Below are 19,923 nucleotides of genomic sequence, written 5' to 3' on the forward strand. Positions count from 1 at the left end.
CCGTGGGGAGCGCGCGGATCTATCCGCTGCGCTCCCCGCTTTCGCCCCGGAGCGTGGCTGGCCCTCTCCGGGGCAATTTTTTCCCAAAATTAGATCGCGCATGCCGCGCGCAACAGGCCGTCCGCCGGAAAGTCAAAGCAAGATGGCACTCGAACTCAGAAACGTGACCAAACGCGTCGGCGCCCAGCTGCATATCAAGGAAACCTCCCTTGTGCTGGAGCCAGGTCACTTCAACGTCCTTCTGGGCGCCACCGGGTCAGGCAAGACCTCTCTTATCAAGATGATGGCGGGTCTTGACCCGATTGCCAGCGGACAGGTGCTGATGGATGGTCAGGATGTGACCTCGCTCAGCACTCAGAAGCGCAATATCAGCCTGGTGCACCAGTTTTTCATCAACTATCCCCATATGACCGTCTACGAGAACATCGCCTCGCCGCTGAAGGTGGCTGGTATGGCGAAGTCCGAGATCGAAGGCCGCGTCGAAGAAGCCGCAGACATCCTGCAGCTGCGTCCGATGCTGCACCGTCGCCCGCATGAGCTGTCCGGTGGTCAGCAGCAGCGAACGGCGCTGGCCCGCGCAATTGCCAAGGAAAGCCGTGCGGTGTTCCTGGATGAGCCGCTGGCGAACCTCGACTACAAGCTGCGCGAAGAGCTGCGCGATCAGCTGCCCGAGCTGTTTGCTGGTCGTGGCGCCGTTGTGGTCTATGCAACCTCCGAACCGGAAGAGGCGCTGCTGCTGGGTGGGAAGACCGCGCTGATGCAGGATGGCCGCGTCACCCAGTTCGGCACCACTGCCGATATCTATCGCAACCCCGATAATGTCGCAGCGGCGCGCGTATTCTCCGATCCGCCGATCAACACCGCCCCAATCGTGAAGCAGGGCCGCACAGCGCGCCTGGGCAATGACGTCAGCTGGTCGCTGACCGGCGCGGCGGCAGATCTGGCAGATGGCCCCTACACCATCGCGATCCGCCCCTACCACGTTCTGCCGATCGCCAGCCCTGCGACCACGGTGCAGCTGTCGGGCCGGGTGCAGGTGACGGAGCTGTCCGGCTCTGAAAGCAGTGCCCATTTCGACATGGGCTTGGATGCAGATCACGGCAGCTGGGTCTCCCTTGCTGCGGGGGTTCACCCCTATGAGGTCGGCGAACTGCATGATTTTTATATGGATCCCTCGGCGGCATATGTCTTTGCCCCTGATGGCTCCCGCGTGGCGTGAGGCGCAAATGGCAAAAATTACACTCTCAAAACTGCGGCACAGCTATGTGCCGACCCCCTCAAGCGAATCCGACTACGCCCTGAAGGAAATCGACCTCGACTGGACCGATGGCGGTGCCTACGCCCTGCTTGGTCCTTCGGGTTGCGGCAAATCCACGCTGCTGAACATCATATCCGGCCTGTTGGTGCCCTCCGAAGGGCAGATCCTCTTTGACGGCAAGGATGTCACCAAACTGCCCCCAGATCAGCGCAACATTGCGCAGGTGTTCCAGTTTCCGGTGATCTACGACACCATGACCGTTTACGACAACCTCGCCTTTCCGCTGCGCAACCGCGGCCGTGACGAGGCAACGGTCAAAGAGCGCGTGATGGCCATTGCCGAGATGCTGGAAGTGACTGATCTGCTCAACACCCGCGCCGCAGGGTTGAGCCCGGACAACAAGCAGAAGATCTCCATGGGCCGGGGTCTGGTGCGCGAGGATGTGAACGTCGTCATGTTCGACGAGCCGCTCACCGTGATCGACCCGCATCTGAAGTGGAAACTGCGTTCGAAGCTGAAAGAACTGCATCAGCGCGTGAAGGCCACGATGATCTATGTGACCCACGACCAGACAGAGGCGCTGACCTTTGCCGATCAGGTGGTGGTGATGCAGGATGGTCTGGTGGTACAGATCGGCACCCCGGTTGAGCTGTTCGAACGCCCCGCACATACGTTTGTTGGCCATTTCATCGGCTCACCTGGCATGAACGTGCTGCCTTGCGACCTGCGCGCAGGCCAGCCCTATATCGGCACCCAGCCGATTGCACTGGAAGGCCCGATTTTGGGTGACGCCAAAGGCAAGACCGAGGTCGGCATCCGGCCCGAGTTTGTCACGCTCGCCGCGAACGGCCTGCCTGCAACTGTGACCAAGGTTTCGGATGTCGGGCGGCACACCGTTGTCGAATGTGAAGCTGAAGGCCAGCGGATCAATGCCGTGATCGAAGGTGCAGGCCCCGCCAAGGGCGAGGCGGTCCACCTGTCCTTCCGTCAGGACCAGACCCGGCTTTATGTCGATGGCTGGATCGCGACAGAAGCTGCCCAATCTGCCACCGCGACCGAGGAGCAGGCATAATGAAAACCGAAAACCAAAAGGCGTGGTTCTTTGTCCTGCCTGTCCTTCTGCTCGTTGCCTTCAACGCGCTGATCCCGATGATGACCGTCGTCAACTACTCCGTTCAGGAGACATTCGGCGACAACGTGTTCTTCTGGCAGGGGCTCGACTGGTTCCAGCAGATCCTGCGCTCTGACCGGTTCCATGCCGCGCTGGGACGCCAGTTCCTGTTCACCTTCCTGATCCTGATCATCGAGGTGCCGCTGGGCATCGCCATTGCGCTGTCGATGCCACGCAAGGGGTTCTGGGTGCCGGTCTGTCTGGTGACCATGGCGCTGCCGATGCTGATCCCGTGGAATGTGGTCGGCGCGATGTGGAACATCTTCACCCTGCCGGATATCGGCCTCCTGGGGTATTTCCTGAACCACGTGCTGGGCATCAACTATGATATGACACAGGACCCGATTGCGGCTTGGGTGACCATCGTGACCATGGATGTCTGGCACTGGACCTCGCTGGTGGTACTGCTGAGCTATGCCGGTCTCGTGTCGATCCCCGACGCCTATTATCAGGCGGCCAAGATCGACGGCGCCTCCAACTGGGCCGTGTTCCGGTTCATCCAGCTGCCGAAGATGAAGACGGTGCTGACCATCGCGATCCTGTTGCGGTTCATGGACAGCTTCAACATCTACACCGAGCCGTTTGTTCTGACCGGCGGCGGACCCGGCAATTCCACCACGCTGTTGTCGATCGACCTGGTGAAGATCGCCCTTGGTCAGTTCGACCTAGGCCCGGCTGCCGCCATGTCGCTCATCTATTTCGCAATCACGCTTCTGGTCAGCTGGCTGTTTTACACGCTGATGACCAAAGACGACCAGAATTGAGGATCTGATACGATGCAAAAACGTACCATCGTCCCCATCGTCTATATCCTGTTCCTCATGCTGCCGATTTACTGGCTGGTGGCGATGAGCTTCAAGACGACGAATGAAATCCTGTCCGGGTTCTCGCTGTTCCCGCAAACCTTTACGCTTGAGAACTATGCAACGATCTTTACCGATCCGAGCTGGTACTGGGGCTACATCAACTCGATCATCTATGTGTCGATCAATACGGTGATCTCCGTCGCTGTTGCCCTGCCTGCGGCCTATGCGTTCTCGCGCTACCGCTTTCTTGGCGACAAGCAGCTGTTTTTCTGGCTGCTGACCAACCGGATGGCGCCGGCCGCGGTGTTTGCGCTGCCGTTCTTCCAGCTTTATTCCGCTGTCGGCCTGTTCGACACCCATCTCGCGGTGGCTCTGGCGCACTGCCTGTTCAACATTCCACTGGCGGTCTGGATCCTTGAAGGGTTCATGGGCGGCATCCCCAAAGAGCTGGATGAAACCGCCTATGTGGACGGCTATTCCTTCCCGCGCTTCTTTGCCACGATCTTCATCCCGTCGATCAAGGCAGGCGTCGGCGTGGCGGCTTTCTTCTGCTTCATGTTCTCTTGGGTGGAACTGCTGCTGGCCAAGACATTGACCGCCGTTGCCGCAAAACCCATCGCGGCCACCATGACCAAAACCGCCTCAAGTGCCGGGTATGAGCTGGGCCTGCTGGCGGCCGCGGGCACATTGACAATCATTCCGGGCGCGATCGTGATCTATTTCGTCCGCAACTACATCGCAAAAGGCTTTGCGATGGGGAGGGTATAATGCTGAGTTGGATGGCCTGGACCTGGCCCACCGCCCTTGTGTTCATCGGGATCTTTTCGGCCATCGGCCTGATGATCGTTCTGGAAATCCGTCAACCCGGAGGCGACACCCGCAAAGGCGCGCTGGGGCTGGTGACAACCCGTGGCGACCGGCTGTTCATCAGCCTGCTGGGCACCTCCTACATCTTCCTGGCCTGGCTGGGTCTGGTGGGGATGCCGCTGTGGTGGCCGCTGGGGCTCTCGATCGGCTGGTTTGTCTTCACCTTCTGGAAGGTCTGACCGCAGTTCATTGGCGAAGGGCCCCTTGGCGGGCCCTTTGTCGCAAGACCATCACCGTGTTTTTCGCGGTCTCGGGACCACTCTCTTAAAAAAGTAGTTTTCAAACCTCCCCCCAATCCCCTAGCATGATCAAAGCCCAGGACAACCGGACAGACATGATGCGAAAGAAACAGGACAACCCGCTTTTGACAGAGGTTGAACTCGAATTCATGACTGTTGTCTGGGAAACCGGCGGCGGCACGGTGCGCGATATCTTGGCCGAACTGAACAAAAGCCAAGAACGGGCCTACACATCGGTCGCGACTGTGCTGAAGATTATGGAACAAAAAGGGTTTCTGAGCAGCGAACGAGCTGACAGATCCTTGGTCTACCGTCCTGCGGTGCCCAAGGCGGATTATCAGAAAACCACTCTCAAGAACCTTTCGAGCAAGCTCTTCAACGGCGCCCCGGCGGCCCTCGTCGCCCGCCTGGTGGATGACGAGGATGTCACCGACGAGATGCTCGTGGAGATACGGGCCTTGCTGAATGAAAGGTTGGGGGACGATGAACGCTGAGAGTTTTCTGAACGCCTATATTGACCTGAATTTACTGCTCCTTGCCGGCACCGTTCTTTGGCTGGCTCTGCGGGCGATCCTGGCACGCAGTCGGCTGGGCCCGGCGTTTCGCCCACAGCTCAGGCTGCTGAACGGCATGACGCTTTTGCTGACGGTGTCACCGATACTGGTGGTTGCTCTGACCACCTATGTCGTCTCCCAGCCGCCCACCCTGTCGGACATGCTGGTGGCGCAGTATCTGCAGGGCAATGTCAACATGAGCGCCACACGGTTTGAGAGCATCCTTGGCCTGCGCGAAGATCTGGTGAGGGCGTTGATGGCGCAGACCAGCCTCTGGGCGCAGCTTGCCATTGCCGCGCTCATTGTCGGTGCCCTCCTTTCCCTCGCGCAGCTGGGCTTGGCCGTGCTGCGGCTGCGGTCGGGATTGCGACAGGCCTATATCTGGAAGCGGCTTGGCCGTATCGAAATCCGCATCAGCGACCGGAGCACAGTCGCCTTCTCCACGCGCGGCCTGTTTACCCGCTATGTTGTGCTGCCCTCCGCGCTGGTCACAAACCCATCGGATCTGCGGTTGAGCGTTGCCCATGAATTGCAGCATTTCCGCCAGTGGGATGTGGAATGCGAATTCCTGCTGGAGGCACTGCGCCCCTTCCTGTTCTGGAACCCCGCCTATCACCTCTGGCGTCGTGAAGTGCAGATGCTGCGGGAATTTGCCTGTGACCAGGCGCTGATGACGCGCGGGCAGCGGGATATCCGCGCCTATTGCGAATGTCTGATCCGGGCCTGCACCCTGGCGGCGCGGGATCCGATCCGCTTCGTGCAGCGCAGCCCCTCGGTCGCATTGGTAGATCGGCGCGAACTGCGCCGTGGGGCCACGCTGGCCCGGCGCATTGATGTGGTCACCGCAGCGCAGCAGCCCCAAGATCCCCATATGTTTGGCTGGATGCTGGTTTCGACGATGCTGGCGACCGGGGTGATTGCCACCGCGCTCCTGATGCAGCGGCCCGGCGACTGGAGCCATGACCGGATCATGTTGTCGACCATCGTCAATCTCGAGCGGATGGCCCACCGCAACGCTGTGACCGATACCAATCAGACGGCTGTCACCGCCTTGCAGGGTGGGTTCATGACGCTCACCAAATAACCCTGTTCGGTGGTTCACGACCTGCGACGGCTGTCAGAACTGCATCCATTTCTGCTGATCGAGACAACCTCTAGGCCGTACCGATGAGTTTGCGCAGCCGCGGTGTCGATCCCGGAAAAACAAACACCCGATCACAAAAAATCGCCCGATCTGAAAATCAGACCGGGCGATTCTGTCTCATGTCTTGATGCGGTCAGCCGTAGGCTGAGTGTGCGCCAGCAGCCCCATCCGCCGCCCAGTCACCTGAGCCTGCGCTGGCTGCGCCATTGCCGAGCTGGAACCGCGAAACCACGCCGGTCAGCGCCTGTGCTTCATGTTGCAGCAGCTGGCTGGCGGCAGAGGCTTCCTCTGACATTGCGGCGTTTTGCTGAGTGGTGCCATCCAGACGCCCCATAGCGCCGTTGATGTTCTCCAACCCTTTGGATTGTTTCTGCACGCCATCTGCGATTTCAGTGATGAGGTCGGATACATTCGTGACCTTTTCGATGATCCCGCTGAGCGCATCCCCCGCACGCCCCACCATGGCCACCCCGTTTGCCACATGTTCCTCGCTTGCCGACGTCAGCCCCTTGATCTGCCCAGCAGCTTTGGAGGCCCGCATCGCGAGGGCACGCACCTCAGAGGCGACAACTGCAAAACCAGCACCGGCCTCACCGGCCCGTGCCGCCTCGACGCCTGCGTTCAGTGCCAGAAGATTGGTCTGGAAGGCGATATCGTCAATCATGTTGATAATCTGCGAAATCTGCTCGGAGGCATCCTGAATCTGGTCCATCGCCTGGACCGCAGACGTCACGATATGGTTGCTGTGTTCGGCCTCGTCGCGTGTACCGCGCATGGTCTCATCGACCTGCCCGGCCCGGTCGGCGGTCTCTCGAATGCTATTGGTCAGGTCCTGCAGCGCTGCTGCGGTTTCCTCCAAAGTCCCGGCCTGAGCTTCGGTCCGATGCGCCATTTCCTCGGCGGAGGCGCGCTGCTCTTCGGAAAACTTGTCGACGTTATGAGCCGCATCCACCACCTCAGACAGCGAATCGCGCAGGTTGACCAGGCTGCGATTGAAATTCTCGCGCAGCGTTTCGTAGTGCTCCGCAAAAGGTTGTTGGATGTCGCAGGCCAGGTTACCGCGCTGCAACTCGGCCAGGGCGCCGCTCATCTCCTCGACAACCGCAGCGGTCTGTTTTGCGGCTTCTTCTTCGCGCTCGGCGGCCTCATCCGCGATCAGCAGCTTGTCGCGGAACATATCCAGACTCCGGGCCAGATCGCCCAGTTCATCACCACGGCCACGACCGCTGATTTCACTTGCGTAATCTTCGGCAGCCAGCGCATTCGTAGCCTCGCGCAGCGCCAGAATCGGGCGGGTGACATGGCGTGCCGCGACGAAAGACACCACGATAGCAATCAGGACCGAAACCCCGATCATCAGCATCGCCACAAGCCGGATGTCGCGAACCTTTGCAAAAGCTGCCTGTTCTTCGGTCTGTAGCACCAAAGACCAGTCAAAGCCCGCAATGTCCAATGGCCGCACCATGGCAATGATGGGTTTACCAGAGATGGATGTGGCGCCCTCAAACAGACCGCTATCGCCCGCCGCGGCCGCCTTGGTTACGGCGTTCTCCGGCAGGGCATCGCCAATGGCAAACTCCCCTTCGATCACCGAAGTACTGCGTGCGGTGCCGTCGCTGCCAACCAGGAAGATGTTCTGATGCCCATCGACGTCCATGTTGGATGTCAGCGCGGCCACGACTGCAGCGCTTGAAATCTGAACCGCCATCACGCCGATGACTTCTTTTTTCTTGTTGAATACCGGCACCGCCATAAAGGCACCTGCACCGCCGCCGCCCGGCGCGTAGGTCGCAAAATCAGCGGTCACAACCTGACCTTCCTCGGCGTTGAGCGCTGCGCTGAACACTTTGCCTAGGCCGCTTTCGGCATTCTCGCCCGAACCGAATTGCTGAATGAAGTCTTCGCGTTTCTTTACCGAATACATCAGCTGGCCGGATGCGTTCAGAAGATAGAGATCCTCATAGCCGTTGACCTCCAGCGACTGCAGGAAAGTCGGGTGATAGGTCGCATGGGACTGGCTGTAATAGGAGCCATCGCCCGGATCGCTCAGCAGATGACGCTCGTTCGCCGCGTTGGGGTTTTCCTCGATGTAGTGACGCCGCAGGAACCCAACCGGCTCTTCTTCGATCATCGTGTAGACGCGGTCGAAGTTGCTGATGGCCCGGAATACCGTTGGCTGCGACGCGTTGATCGACAAGTCGCGGCGCGCGGCCTCCATCATGAAGCTCAACGCCTGCTCACCGGAACGGGCGGTGGTCGCTTTCGACGCATAAACGAAATCGCGAATGCTCTTCTCCGCCATCGAATAGACGAGGAATGAGACTGTCACCAGAAACGTTGCCGTCAAGGCCACCATAATCAGGGGCAATTTCAGCTTGAGCGAGAGTTTCGGGGCCTTGGGCATGACGCGCATGTCTCCTCTTAAAAGTGCCGATTCTGTCGCAAGGCGACCGAATAGCCTAAGAGATAGCCAGACAATTCCTTCTATTTCGTTCACGTTCGGTTTGCGAACAACTGTGGAAAAAACAACGCCGCGCCTTTCGGCACGGCGAAAATGACAATAGATGCAGACGGTTGTGTCAGAAGCGATCCGCTGCAAAGGCAGAGAGGTCGATGGCGGGCCGACGCGCCTCGACCAGATCCGCGACCAGCTCGGCCGTGGCCGCCGATTGTGTCAGGCCGACATGGCCATGGCCAAAGGCATAGATCACGCGCGAGTCACGGGTGGCGGTACCGATCACTGGCAGGCTATCGGGCAATGAGGGGCGATAACCCATCCACTGGGTGCCATTGGCCGTGTCCAGTTCGGGCATGAACTGCGCGGCCTTTGCCAGGAGCGTGTCGGCGCGTTTGAAATTCGCAGGCAGTTTCAGCCCGCCCAGTTCGACAGCGCCGCCAACACGGACTCCCCCGCGAATCCGGCTCACCACAAAGCCATGTCGGCTGAAGGTAATATGCGTGCGCAGATCAAAACACCCCGCCGGCAGGGTCGTATTATAGCCGCGCTCGGTTTCCAGCGGCAGCCGGTCCCCCAGCCTGCGTGCCAGGTGATGTGACCAGGCACCGGCGGCTATCACGACATGATCCGCCAAGAGCGGCTCGCCCTCGGTCATTATGCGAATGCCATCGTCGCCGGTCTCCAGATCGCGCACATCGCCCTTGCGAAACTGGCCACCGCGCGCTGTGAAGGCCTGAAACAGATGCTCAACCCAGGCCTTGGGGTCGCAGGTGTTCATCCAGTCGGGCGTAAACCCTGCGTGGGTAAACCGGGAGCTGAGACCGGGTTGGATCTCGGCGATTTCAGCCGGGCTGTGGAGCAGAGAAAACCGGATGCCGTGATCACGGCGCAGCTGCCAGCCGTACTGGCTGGCCGCGAACTCGGCCTCGGATTCATATAGCTGCAGGGCGCCTTCGCGCTGGATCATCGCTTCGCCGCCGGTATCGGAGATCTGGCGTTCCGTCGCGGCCTTGGCAAGGTGCATCAGAGCGGCCTGGGCCTTTACCACGGCCTGATAACGATCCCGCCAGCTGGCCCGCCAGAAGCGGATCAACCAGGGCGTCAGCTGCAGCGCGTAGGCAGGCGGCACAGACAGCGGGCCAAGCGGATCAAGGAGCCAGCCCGGCGCCTTTTTCATGATGCCGGGCGTCGCAAGCGGCTCAACATCGGTGAAGGCAAAGGCCCCGGCGTTGCCAGCGGAGGTTTCCTCGGCCACGCCCTTGCGATCCAGCAGGACAACCTGCCCGCCGCTGGCTGCAAGCTCGCTTTGCAACCGCAGAGCCGTGCTGACACCCACGACACCTGCACCGATAACCACAACCGTCTTTGTCATCTGCCCCCCATTCGTGACTGTGGCGAGGCCCCCGCCCCGCCACCTGCTAACCGGCGTTACGCCAAGGTATAGGCAGTTTTGACTTTTGTATAAAAGTCTTTCGCATGGCTGCCCTGCTCGCGGGCGCCAAAACTGGACCCTTTGGTGCCGCCAAATGGAACGTGATAATCCACCCCGGCGGTCGGAAGATTCACCATCGTCATGCCGGCCTCGACATTGGCCTTGAAATGCGTCGCATATTTAAGCGATCCGGTGCAAATCCCTGCGCTGAGACCAAACGGTGTGTCATTGGCAACCATCAGCGCCTCGTCATAGTCGGCAACGCGAATAACCGATGCCAGCGGGCCAAAGACTTCTTCCTGATTGATGCGCATCTCGTTGGAGGTCTCGGTCACCAGAGCAGGCGAAAGATAAAATCCCTTGGTGCTGCGCTGAAGCGTCTGGCCTCCGAGCACCCGCCCGCCTTCGCTGGCGGCGACATCTATATAGTAGAGATCCTTCTCCAGCTGCCGCTCATCCACAACCGGGCCAATCTGGGTCTCCTGATCCAGCGCATTGCCGACCCGAAGATCTGTCATCCGCTGGCCCAGAGCCGCGACAAAACGGTCGTGGATGCCTTCGGTCACGATCAGCCGCGAAGAGGCCGTGCAGCGCTGACCGGTGGAGAAGAACGCGCCATTGAGGCTGGCCTCGACCGCGGTCTCCAGATCGGCATCATCCAGCACCACCATTGGGTTTTTGCCACCCATTTCCAGCTGCAGCTTCTTGCGCTGCGCGCCGCAGGCAGCCGCAATGGCGCTGCCGGTCTCAACCGAACCGGTAAAGGAGACAGCATCAACATCACGGCTGTCCACAAGCCGCTGACCAACGGTGCTGCCGGTGCCAAAGACGATGTTGAAGACACCATCGGGCAGACCGGAGCGGTTGATGATCTCGGCCAGCGCATGGGCGCAACCCGGTGTCAGTTCGGCCGGTTTCAGAACAACCGCATTGCCATAGGCCAGTGCCGGGGCGACTTTCCAGGCCGGGATGGCGATGGGGAAGTTCCAGGGCGTGATGAGGCCGACAACGCCGACCGGAGAGCGGGTCACCTCGACACCGACGCCGGGGCGAACCGAGGCAAGTATCTCACCCGCCTGGCGCAGGGTTTCACCCGCGAAGAACTTGAAAATCTGCCCGGCCCGCGCCGCCTCGCCGATGCCTTCGGGCAGCGTCTTGCCTTCTTCGCGCGACAGCAGCCGACCCAGTTCGGCCTTGCGGGCCAGGATTTCGGTGCCGATGGCGTCCAATACATCAAATCGCTGTTGCGGCGTGCTGGCGGCCCAGCTCGGGGCGGCGGCCTTCGCTGCGGCAATGGCGCGATCCATGTCTTCGGCCTGGCTGTTGGCGGCGTAGCCCAACATGTCCTGCGTGTCGGACGGGTTGATATTGGCGCTGGCGGCGGCGGTCTCCGACCAGTCGCCGGCGATCAGGTTGCGATAGTCCATCAAAATACCTCTTGGGTGGTGATCCCCGCCCGATAGGGGTCTGCGGGATCAAAGTTCAAAACTGTGTCTCCGGTCACAAAGGCCGTGCCGGTTATGGTCGCAATCACTCCGCCGCTGGAGCCTCTGCGGTATTGCAGCGAATAGGTGCTGCCGATCACGCTTTCCTGAATCCAGGTCACGCCGGGCGCCAGATCGCCATCACCAGCAAGGCAGGCCAGTTTCGCCGCCGAACCGGTGCCACAGGGCGAGCGGTCATAGGCTGTTCCCGGGCAAAGCACGAAGTTGCGTGCATGCCCTTCGGAGGTCAGCGGTGGCGCGACATACTCGACGTGGTCGATCATGGCGCCGTCGCGCCCGGTGATCCCCTGCTCGGCCAAGGCAAGCCGCAAGTCAACGGCCCGCGCGGTCAGCTGGTCGATATGGGCCAAAGTGAGCGGTGCCGGTGCATCGGAGGTCAGGAAGAACCAGTTTCCACCCCAGGCGATATCGCCCGTGACGGGGCCTTGATCTGGCACCTCGACCACGACGTTGGCGCGATAGCGGTAGCTCTCAACATTTTCGACAGCGGCGCGATTGGCGGACTGCAAATGGACGCCGACGGTCCCAACCGGCGTTTCGATATGGTGTCGGCCCAGATCAAGGCGCCCGAGATGATGCAGGCTAACTGCGGTTCCTATGGTGGCATGGCCACACATGCCCAAGGGCCCGACCGGGTTGAAATAGATGACACCGACGGCGCAGCCGGGATCTGTCGGCGGCACCAGCAGGGCACCAACGATGGCGTCGTGACCACGTGGCTCCGACAGTACCGATGTGCAAAAGCTCCGATGCTCGCGGAACAGGCGCTCGGCCCGCTCCGCCAGTGATCCACTGCCAAGGTCCGGCCCGCCCGAGAGGATCAGACGGGTCGGCTCTCCAGCGGTATGGCTGTCGATTACCCGCATAGCGCCGCAACATCGGGTTGCTGGCTCCAGTCGGCGTACCAGCTGCGGAAGAGGTCATATTGCGCTTCGACATAGGCTTTCTGGCTGGCGCTGAGCCGGTCGCTTTCGTTGAAGTGCAGCTGGTATTCGCTGTCGCCGTTCAGCACCATCAGGTGCTTGTAGTAGAGAACCAGATCCGCACCTTCGTCGAAGGAGGACAGCACCGCCAGTGCAGCTTCCAGTTCAAGCGCCTGCCGACGGGCTGTTGCATTGCCCTTGGCCGCCAACTGGCAAAGCGAAACAAGATGCAGCACCTCAGCAGGCAGCGCATTGCCGATCCCGGTGATCGCGCCCCCGGCCCCACAGTTCACATAGCCGTGGAACACGGTGGTATCGACGCCGATCATCAGGGTAACGCTGCTGTCCTGCGAGGTGATGTTCTCGGCTGCATACCGCAGGTCCTCAGCGCCGCCGAATTCCTTGAATCCGATCAGGTTCGGATGGTCACGACGCAGGTCAAAGAACAGATCAGCGCGCGTAGCGAACCCATAATAGGGGCTGTTGTAGATCACCGCAGGCAGCGTCGGTGCGGCAGAGAGCACGGCCGCGAAATGGTCGCGCTGCGCGGCCACGGAACTGCCGCGCGACAGAACGCGCGGGATCACCATCAGACCGGCGGCCCCGACCTCGGCGGCATGAGCGGCATGGGCAGCGGCCTGCGCCGTATTGACAGCGCCAGTACCGACGATAGTCGGCACGCCAGCGGCAACCAATCGGGCAACGCCTTCCATCCGCTCGGCATCGCTGATCAGTGGCCAGTCTCCCATCGATCCGCAATAGACCACCGCCGACATGCCCTTCGAAATCAGCTCCTGCCCCTTTTTGACCAGCGCATCGAAGTCCGGTCGGCGGTCGGCGGTGCAGGGGGTCATCAGGGCCGGGATACAGCCGGAGAATACGGGGTGTGTCATTGTTGGATCCTCTTCAATGGATATGAACCCGAGGGTGCTGGCTCTCGGCGCTATGCTTTATTGCATAATACATATTGGATCCAATATTCAATATGATATTTATCTGCACTTTCCCCGCAATGATGATCAAGGGTATAAACCGGACAAGGAGCGAAGATATGAAGTTGAAATCCGTTGATATATCCAAGACCGCGTCTGCCTCGACGATCGTCTTTGACGCCCTGCGCAAGGCGATTATCGAAGGAGACCTGAAGGAAGGTGAGCCGCTGCGGCAGGATGAGATTGCCCAGATGTTCAACACCAGCCGAATCCCCGTGCGCGAAGCGATTTCCAGACTTGAGGAACAGGGCCTGGTCAAAACCCAGCGCTACAAGGGCGCTGTCGTCTCAGGCCTGTCGGCGCAGGAAGCCAAGGAGATTTTCGATTTCCGCGCGGTTCTGGAATCGGAGGTGATCCGCCGTGCTGTCCCGCGGATGTCGCCTTTGGCGCTGGCCAATGCCAAGGCCTGCCTGGAAGCGTTCTCGCAGTCGGAAGATCCGATGACCTGGGGCGAGTTGAACCGGGATTTCCACTCCACACTCTATCGAGAGAGCGGGTTGCAATACCACATGGATGTGATCGACAATGCGATGGACCGCGTTGACAGCTACCTGAGGGCGCAGCTGGTGCTGACCAATGGTAACGAACGGGCCAATCGTGAGCACATCGCTATCTGGGAGGCCTGTGTTGCAGGCGACGCTGACCTTGCAGCGGCGCTCACACGTGACCACATCACCGGCTCCTGCGAAACGCTGCTGCAACGATTGGAGGATTTCGGCTAAGCGCCCGGAGCCGCCGCCGCAATCTCCCTTAAGACGTCTTGAGCGCCTTCTTGCGACGCCGCCGCTCGGATAAAATGAAGCCCAGCACCGACCAGGGATGCTTCAAGGCCGATTTGTCCAGTTTCCGCAGCCCGCCCTTCAGATAGGTGCGGCGCAGTTGCCGTTCCTCAAGTCGGCTGCGGATGGCCTCGAGAATCGGGTCACCTTCGGTCAGACCGAAAACCTGCGCATCGGACAGGCGCTGGCGCAAAAGCGAAACCTCGCGGCCGACCTCTGCCAGACGTTTTTTGCGAAAAGCCTCGGCATCTGTGATGGATTGCTGCGTGCTGGTCTGCCCCATACCGACCCGATAGATGATAAGATCTTCGTCGATGAATGCGACGCGCCCCTCCAGTGCAGCACGGAACCCAAGCACAAGGTCCTCGTAGCAGTCTGCATATTGGATCGGACCATACTTGCGGAAGAGATCCTTGTGCCAGGCACAGGTCGCCCCAAGGAACAACTGCATCGAACAGGCCGCGGACATGGCATCGGTCCGGGTGTAGAATGTTGCCTTGGCATAGGTTTTGGGCATCGGTTTGCCGTCCAATGTCTCGACCTGGCCGTGCGAGAAGACCAGAAGCGGATCGTCACGCTCAAAGACTTCAATGGTCCGTGCCACGCGCCCCGGAAGAGAGATATCATCGCCGGACGCGGCAATGATGACGTCACCTGTACTCAGGTTGAAGCATCGTTCGATATGTTTGTTGACGCCCAGGTTCTGCGGGTTCTTGTTGAGCACAACGGAATGTGGCCCGGAGTAATCGGCGACCAGCGCCTCCATCGCCTCAAAGGTGCCATCCTGCGAACAATCGTCCGACAGCAGAATCTCGATAGGATCGCAGTCTTGTGCCAGCACGGCCTCAACCGCCTCTTTCACATAGTCCCGCTGATTGTAGGTAAGAAGCACAACTGAGTAGCTGTATCTGTTCATTTCAACCCAATCCAACCTGCACGCACGCGCAGAAAATCCATAGCTGTTGCCCCTGCGGGTCTCAGGCCTGTCTTACCACCTGGACGCCGACGCCGTTAGACCACCAATACTGCAGTTTGCAAGAAGGAGCCATGCCCGACAGCTGCGGTTGCCCGTGTGCGCAGCCAATGAAACTGCCTGCCCGCTGGCACCGCAATCGAGTGATCCCGGCGGTCTTCTGGCGGTCACAGTCACTTAGGCCAAGTTCCGCAATACAGGCGCGGCATGCGCCAATTCGATTGATCGGAGATGACAATATGGTAGACAGCTGTGCCAATAGACCAGACTGGATCGCTCTTTTTCGATGATAGATCCGACGTTTGCTCCGATCAGCTGCCAAAGCCGGTCGTTGCCACAAGACCGGAGTACGGATTTGCCACTCAGCGACTGCAAATTTATCGACTTGCCCAAGATCGAAGATGCCCGCGGCAACCTGACATTTGTCGAAGGGATGAACCACATCCCGTTTGATATCAAACGCGTCTATTACCTCTACGATGTACCGGGCGGATCGGATCGCGGCGCGCATGCGCACAAGGGTCTGCACCAGTTCATGATCGCGATGTCCGGCAGCTTTGACGTTGTTCTGGATGACGGGTTCGACAAGAAACGCTTTCATCTGAACCGCTCATATTTCGGCATCTACATCTGCCCGATGATGTGGCGATATCTCGATAACTTCTCCTCCGGTGCGGTCTGCATGGTGATGGCATCCGCGCCTTATGACGAAAGCGATTATATTCGCGACTACACCGACTTCCGGCAGGCTGTGGGGGCAACGTGATGCAGGTTCCGTTTCTCGATCTGAAAGCGGCCTATGATGAGCTGGCAGAGCGCAGCGAACCCCGGATGCTGGAGAGCCTGCGCTCCGGCTGGTATATCCTCGGCCCGGATGTTGCCGGGTTCGAGCAGGCGTTTGCCCGCTACTGCGGCGTCTCACATGCGCTTGGTGTTGCGAACGGGCTGGATGCCTTGCGCCTGGCACTTGTGGCGCTGGAAATTGGGCCGGGAGATCGGGTGCTGGTTCCCTCCAACACCTATATCGCCACCTGGCTGGCAGTATCGCAATGTGGCGCGATCCCGGTACCGGTGGAGCCTGATCCGGCAACCCATAATATCACGGCTGACGGCATACGCGCCGCCATGGTGCCCGGCGCCAAGGCGGTTATTCCCGTTCACCTATATGGCCAGCCCGCAGACATGACCGCGATCATGGCGGTTGCCCGTGAATTGGGGCTGAAGGTGATCGAGGACGCCGCGCAGGCGCATGGCGCGCGCTGGAACGGACGCTCCATCGGCGGAACCGGTGATATCGTCTGCTGGAGTTTTTATCCGGGGAAGAACCTCGGAGCATTGGGAGACGGCGGCGCGGTCACCACCGATGACGATGCACTGGCCGACCGGCTATCGCTGCTGCGCAATTACGGGTCTCACGAAAAATACCGCAATGAGGTTGCAGGGTTCAACAGCCGCCTCGATCCGGTTCAGGCCAGCTTCCTGACCGTGAAGCTGGCGGTGCTGGACGACTGGAACGCACGGCGGGCGCAGATCGCCGCGCGCTACCTGTCGGAATTGTGCGATCTTGGCATTGCGCTGCCCAATGTCGCGGCCAAGGCCGATCCCGTCTGGCATCTGTTTGTGGTGCGGCACCCGGACCGGGACCGGCTGGCGAAAGATCTGGCCGATGTCGGCGTCCAGACCCTGGTGCATTATCCGATCCCGCCACATGCGCAGGCGGCTTATGCTTCCTTGGGTCTGACGGATTCGATGCTGCCACTGGCAACGCAGCTGGCCCGGGAGGTGATCAGCCTACCCATCGGCCCGCATCAAAGCCACGCGCAGACCGATCATGTGATCAGCTGCCTCAGGCGGCTGGCCTGACCCCTGCCCCCTGCCCAGGTCAGAGCATGGTGCCATCAGGGATTTATCGGCTGGAAAGCATTGTCGAGATGATCGACCACCTCAACCCTTGCCGGGCTGCGCAGGAGCTTTGCGTATTTGTATTTGAAGGCACCGCTGGACAGTTCCACAATCCGCCCGGCCACCCAGCCGGGGTCAAGCATGGTCGATGTGTCTTCCGTGGTGCCGTCCCAGAAATTCGTACGTATCGCTGACGGAGCGACGACCAGCACCTTGCCGATCCCGTCGCCGCGCACCAGCGCCGCCCCCAACATGCCAAGACCGGCCTTGGTCGCGCAGTAGGCAGGCATTCCCGCCTGCGGTTTATACTGTGAGCTTGAGGTGATCAGCATCAGTTTGAGCGGTCCGGATGCCTGCCGGACCAGTCGCTGGATCAGCATCATAGGCCCCAGCAATCCGACATTGGTCATCTGCGCAAGCGCGGCATCCTCTAGCGAGGCAATCGTCCCCTGCTGCAAAAAGCCCGCGCAATAGATCAGGGTCTGCACATCTCCGACCTGCCGCGCCAACCGATCCAGTTCCGTGATCAGATCGCTGGAATCCTCAGTCACCGAAAGTGCATGAAACCGTGCGCCGCTGCAGCCCGGATCGGCCCGTCCGGTGATGGTGACCCGGTGTCCCTCGGCAACGTAGTGCCGCGCCAGTGCTAGACCGACGCCAGAGCTTCCGCCGACAATCAGAATGTTCTTCTTCACAGTCACCTCGCCCCCGCATCCACGAGGCAACTGATAGCCCTGCCCAGGAGCATCCGCAACATCGCCTGCGACGCCGTCGCCGATCGACACAGAGGCAGGATTCAAGGCGGATCCCAGCCCGCAACCGCTTGCGATGAACATCTGCCGGAGCCGCGGAAACCATTGTCAGGCAGCGGCCAAATCCACGCTGGAGGCTGTACTCCCTGCCACTTGGAGCGGCGGTTTGGGCCCGATTTGGCCGTTTCAACTAAACTTTAAGCACCATCTTCTAATTTAGTCGCTCAGATCTGGACGGCTCCAGCACCGGTACAAACAACGCGTTTTGCGTATCGCACAGTAACCCGAGGTGAAAATTGGTAACTAGAACAATTGAATCGTTTTACCTCGGAACGTTTTCCGATCTGGATCCAAACGAAGCCAACTTTGCATCTGAAAACTCCTCCATCCTGGTTGGCGCCACGTTCGGCAGCTCGGGCGCGCCGCTTTATGACAACATCGACAGCCTCACAGTAAACGACCTCAACAGTGACGGGCAGCTCCTTGAGAACGACAACGGACAAAGCGCCGATCAGCTGATCTATGGCGGAATATCCTCCGATATCGACAGCGCCATCGACTACAATGTCCTTGTCACCTATTCCGATGGCACCACGGCTACGACGCAGATGCTGATCCTGCAGGATACATCAGGTCGGGTGTTCCTTAACCCCTACAGAGAAGGTGACCCTGCCAACAACGTTCTCGACGACAAGCCGATCGAATCCATTCAGCTCACGTCAGTCATCGGTGACAACTACTCCTTTGCCTTTGCCGACCTCGAACAGGATGCCTTTATCGACGGCACGGTCGACGGCACCGCAGGGAATGACAGCATCGGCGCCAGCTATATCGATGCCGACGGCACCCAGATGAACGCCTATGGCGGCGACGATACCGTGGATGCTGGAGCGGGCGACGATACAATCTATGCCGTAGCCGGCAACGACAGCATCGTCGCGGGCGCGGGCAACGATATCGTCTACGGCGGAAGCGGCAGCGATACCCTGATCGGCGGAGACGGCAAAGACACGATCTACGGCGGAACCGAGGCCGACCTGATGACTGGCGGCGCAGGCGACGACGTCTTTGTCACAGGTGCTGGCGATACAGCACAGGGCGGGACCGGCGACGATACCTTCTATAACTATGCACCAGAAGGCATAGGCGGCACGATCAGCATCATCGGTGGCGAAGGGGACGAAGACGGGAATGGCGACTGGCTACGACTGACGTTTGAGGACGGCGGCGCCTGGGAAAACGATCCGCTTACCGTCACGCTAACCAGTAGCGAGGCCGGTTCCGTGACCGGTGGCAGTTCGACCATCAATTTCTCTGAGATTGAATTCATCTCCACAGGCCTTGGAAACGACACCATCGACCTGTCGAGTGGCAGCACCGGTATGCGGATTGATGCCTCATCTGGGGATGACAGCGTGACCGGCGGCACCGGCGCCGACACAATTGATGGCGGTAGCGGCAACGACGTTCTGGGCGGCGGTGCCGGGGCCGACACAATCGATGGCGGTACAGGCGACGACGTGCTGGACGGCGGCGGCGGCGCCGACACAATCGATGGCGGCAGCGGCAATGATACGCTTCTGGCCAATTTCGGCGCCGACACCTTTATCGGAGGTGCCGGGATTGACACCTACGATATCGTCAATTCTGATGCGTCGTATGTCAACTTCAACATCGATCTCACGACCGGTACGGACCAGCACGGCAACACCTATAGCGGGATCGAGAACATTCTCGGCGGCACAGCCAATGACAGCCTGACAGGCGACGGCGCCAATAACCTGCTGGACGGCGGCGCGGGCGCGGACACGATTTCGGGCGGTACTGGCGCTGATAGCCTGTCGGGCGGGGACGATGCCGACACGTTTGTGGTCGAGGACGGCTTTGGCGCGGACACGATCATCGGCGGCGAAGGGGTCACCACCGGCACGGATTACGACACTATCGACCTCTCCGCCGTGACCAACCCGGTCACCGTGACCTTCACCGGCTCCGGCGCGGGCACGATCAGCGATGGCACCAGTACGCTCACCTTCTCCGAAATCGAGCGCGTAATCCTGGGCGATTCAGCCGATGTGGTGGACGCCACCAACGACGCAGGCGGGATCGAGATTATCGCAGGCGGCGGCAACGACACCGTGACCGGCGGATCCGGGAACGATACAATC

At 60.2% G+C, this 19,923-nt stretch carries 18 protein-coding genes; 11 read left to right on the forward strand and 7 right to left on the reverse strand.

Annotated elements, in window-relative coordinates:
- Window positions 1-142: 142 nt before the first annotated feature.
- The 7 genes from VWZ81_RS17845 (at window position 143) to VWZ81_RS17875 (ending at window position 5,979) form a co-directional block, all read left to right on the forward strand.
- Complete coding sequence (locus VWZ81_RS17845) at window positions 143-1,219, forward strand: ABC transporter ATP-binding protein (protein ID WP_416542544.1); 1,077 nt, start codon at window positions 143-145, stop codon at window positions 1,217-1,219.
- A gap of 7 nt (window positions 1,220-1,226) precedes the next feature.
- On the forward strand, window positions 1,227-2,330 hold the full coding sequence (locus tag VWZ81_RS17850) for an ABC transporter ATP-binding protein (protein WP_340544505.1): 1,104 nt from the start codon (window positions 1,227-1,229) through the stop codon (window positions 2,328-2,330).
- Window positions 2,330-3,193, forward strand: coding sequence for a carbohydrate ABC transporter permease (locus tag VWZ81_RS17855; protein ID WP_340544503.1), 864 nt, complete (start codon window positions 2,330-2,332; stop codon window positions 3,191-3,193). The genes VWZ81_RS17850 and VWZ81_RS17855 overlap by 1 nt, the downstream gene beginning before the upstream one ends.
- Before the next feature lie 12 nt (window positions 3,194-3,205).
- Complete coding sequence (locus VWZ81_RS17860) at window positions 3,206-4,003, forward strand: carbohydrate ABC transporter permease (RefSeq protein WP_008561997.1); 798 nt, start codon at window positions 3,206-3,208, stop codon at window positions 4,001-4,003.
- Complete coding sequence (locus VWZ81_RS17865) at window positions 4,003-4,281, forward strand: DUF2160 domain-containing protein (protein WP_340544496.1); 279 nt, start codon at window positions 4,003-4,005, stop codon at window positions 4,279-4,281. Before VWZ81_RS17860 ends, VWZ81_RS17865 begins: the two co-directional genes overlap by 1 nt.
- A gap of 158 nt (window positions 4,282-4,439) precedes the next feature.
- Window positions 4,440-4,835: a BlaI/MecI/CopY family transcriptional regulator gene (locus tag VWZ81_RS17870; RefSeq protein ID WP_340544494.1), complete on the forward strand. Its 396-nt coding sequence runs from the start codon at window positions 4,440-4,442 to the stop codon at window positions 4,833-4,835.
- Window positions 4,825-5,979 carry a M56 family metallopeptidase gene (locus tag VWZ81_RS17875; RefSeq protein WP_416537274.1) on the forward strand — a complete coding sequence of 385 codons (1,155 nt, stop codon included), beginning with the start codon at window positions 4,825-4,827 and terminating at the stop codon, window positions 5,977-5,979. The genes VWZ81_RS17870 and VWZ81_RS17875 overlap by 11 nt, the downstream gene beginning before the upstream one ends.
- A gap of 193 nt (window positions 5,980-6,172) precedes the next feature.
- On the opposite strand, the gene VWZ81_RS17880 is transcribed toward VWZ81_RS17875, so the two are convergent.
- From VWZ81_RS17880 to VWZ81_RS17900, 5 genes are all read right to left on the reverse strand, one after another.
- A complete protein-coding gene (locus VWZ81_RS17880) occupies window positions 6,173-8,452 on the reverse strand; it encodes a methyl-accepting chemotaxis protein (RefSeq protein ID WP_416542545.1) in 2,280 nt (759 codons plus the stop codon).
- Between the two features lie 166 nt (window positions 8,453-8,618).
- Window positions 8,619-9,869: an NAD(P)/FAD-dependent oxidoreductase gene (locus tag VWZ81_RS17885; protein WP_416542546.1), complete on the reverse strand. Its 1,251-nt coding sequence runs from the start codon at window positions 9,867-9,869 to the stop codon at window positions 8,619-8,621.
- Between the two features lie 56 nt (window positions 9,870-9,925).
- On the reverse strand, window positions 9,926-11,356 hold the full coding sequence (locus VWZ81_RS17890) for an aldehyde dehydrogenase family protein (protein WP_416542547.1): 1,431 nt from the start codon (window positions 11,354-11,356) through the stop codon (window positions 9,926-9,928).
- The gene (locus tag VWZ81_RS17895; RefSeq protein WP_416542548.1) at window positions 11,356-12,300 is read right to left on the reverse strand and encodes a proline racemase family protein; all 945 of its coding nucleotides are present in this window, start codon (window positions 12,298-12,300) and stop codon (window positions 11,356-11,358) included. Before VWZ81_RS17895 ends, VWZ81_RS17890 begins: the two co-directional genes overlap by 1 nt.
- Complete coding sequence (locus tag VWZ81_RS17900) at window positions 12,291-13,250, reverse strand: dihydrodipicolinate synthase family protein (protein ID WP_340544485.1); 960 nt, start codon at window positions 13,248-13,250, stop codon at window positions 12,291-12,293. The genes VWZ81_RS17895 and VWZ81_RS17900 overlap by 10 nt, the downstream gene beginning before the upstream one ends.
- Before the next feature lie 158 nt (window positions 13,251-13,408).
- Here VWZ81_RS17900 and VWZ81_RS17905 point away from each other — a divergent pair, with 158 nt between their 5' ends.
- A complete protein-coding gene (locus VWZ81_RS17905) occupies window positions 13,409-14,071 on the forward strand; it encodes a GntR family transcriptional regulator (RefSeq protein WP_340544483.1) in 663 nt (220 codons plus the stop codon).
- 28 nt (window positions 14,072-14,099) lie between these two features.
- On the opposite strand, the gene VWZ81_RS17910 is transcribed toward VWZ81_RS17905, so the two are convergent.
- Window positions 14,100-15,044: a glycosyltransferase gene (locus tag VWZ81_RS17910; protein ID WP_340544482.1), complete on the reverse strand. Its 945-nt coding sequence runs from the start codon at window positions 15,042-15,044 to the stop codon at window positions 14,100-14,102.
- A 412-nt stretch (window positions 15,045-15,456) separates the two neighbouring features.
- Between VWZ81_RS17910 and VWZ81_RS17915 the strand changes: the two genes are divergently transcribed.
- Both VWZ81_RS17915 and VWZ81_RS17920 read left to right on the forward strand, forming a co-directional pair.
- Entirely contained in the window at window positions 15,457-15,867 is a 411-nt protein-coding gene (locus VWZ81_RS17915) for a sugar 3,4-ketoisomerase (RefSeq protein ID WP_416535556.1), read from the forward strand.
- Window positions 15,867-16,964 (forward strand): DegT/DnrJ/EryC1/StrS family aminotransferase, encoded by a 1,098-nt coding sequence (locus VWZ81_RS17920; protein WP_416542549.1) that lies wholly within the window; start codon window positions 15,867-15,869, stop codon window positions 16,962-16,964. Before VWZ81_RS17915 ends, VWZ81_RS17920 begins: the two co-directional genes overlap by 1 nt.
- A gap of 35 nt (window positions 16,965-16,999) precedes the next feature.
- Here the strand turns inward: VWZ81_RS17920 and VWZ81_RS17925 are convergent, their stop codons facing one another.
- Window positions 17,000-17,803, reverse strand: a complete 804-nt coding sequence (locus VWZ81_RS17925) for an SDR family NAD(P)-dependent oxidoreductase (RefSeq protein WP_416542551.1) — start codon at window positions 17,801-17,803, stop codon at window positions 17,000-17,002.
- Window positions 17,804-18,051: 248 nt separating this feature from the next.
- Between VWZ81_RS17925 and VWZ81_RS17930 the strand changes: the two genes are divergently transcribed.
- The coding region (locus VWZ81_RS17930) for a calcium-binding protein (RefSeq protein ID WP_416542552.1) at window positions 18,052-19,923 on the forward strand (1,872 nt) is incomplete at its 3' end.

It is taken from the genome of Phaeobacter sp. JH20_34 (assembly GCF_048056095.1).
GTDB classification, from domain to species: Bacteria; Pseudomonadota; Alphaproteobacteria; order Rhodobacterales; family Rhodobacteraceae; genus Phaeobacter; species Phaeobacter bryozoorum.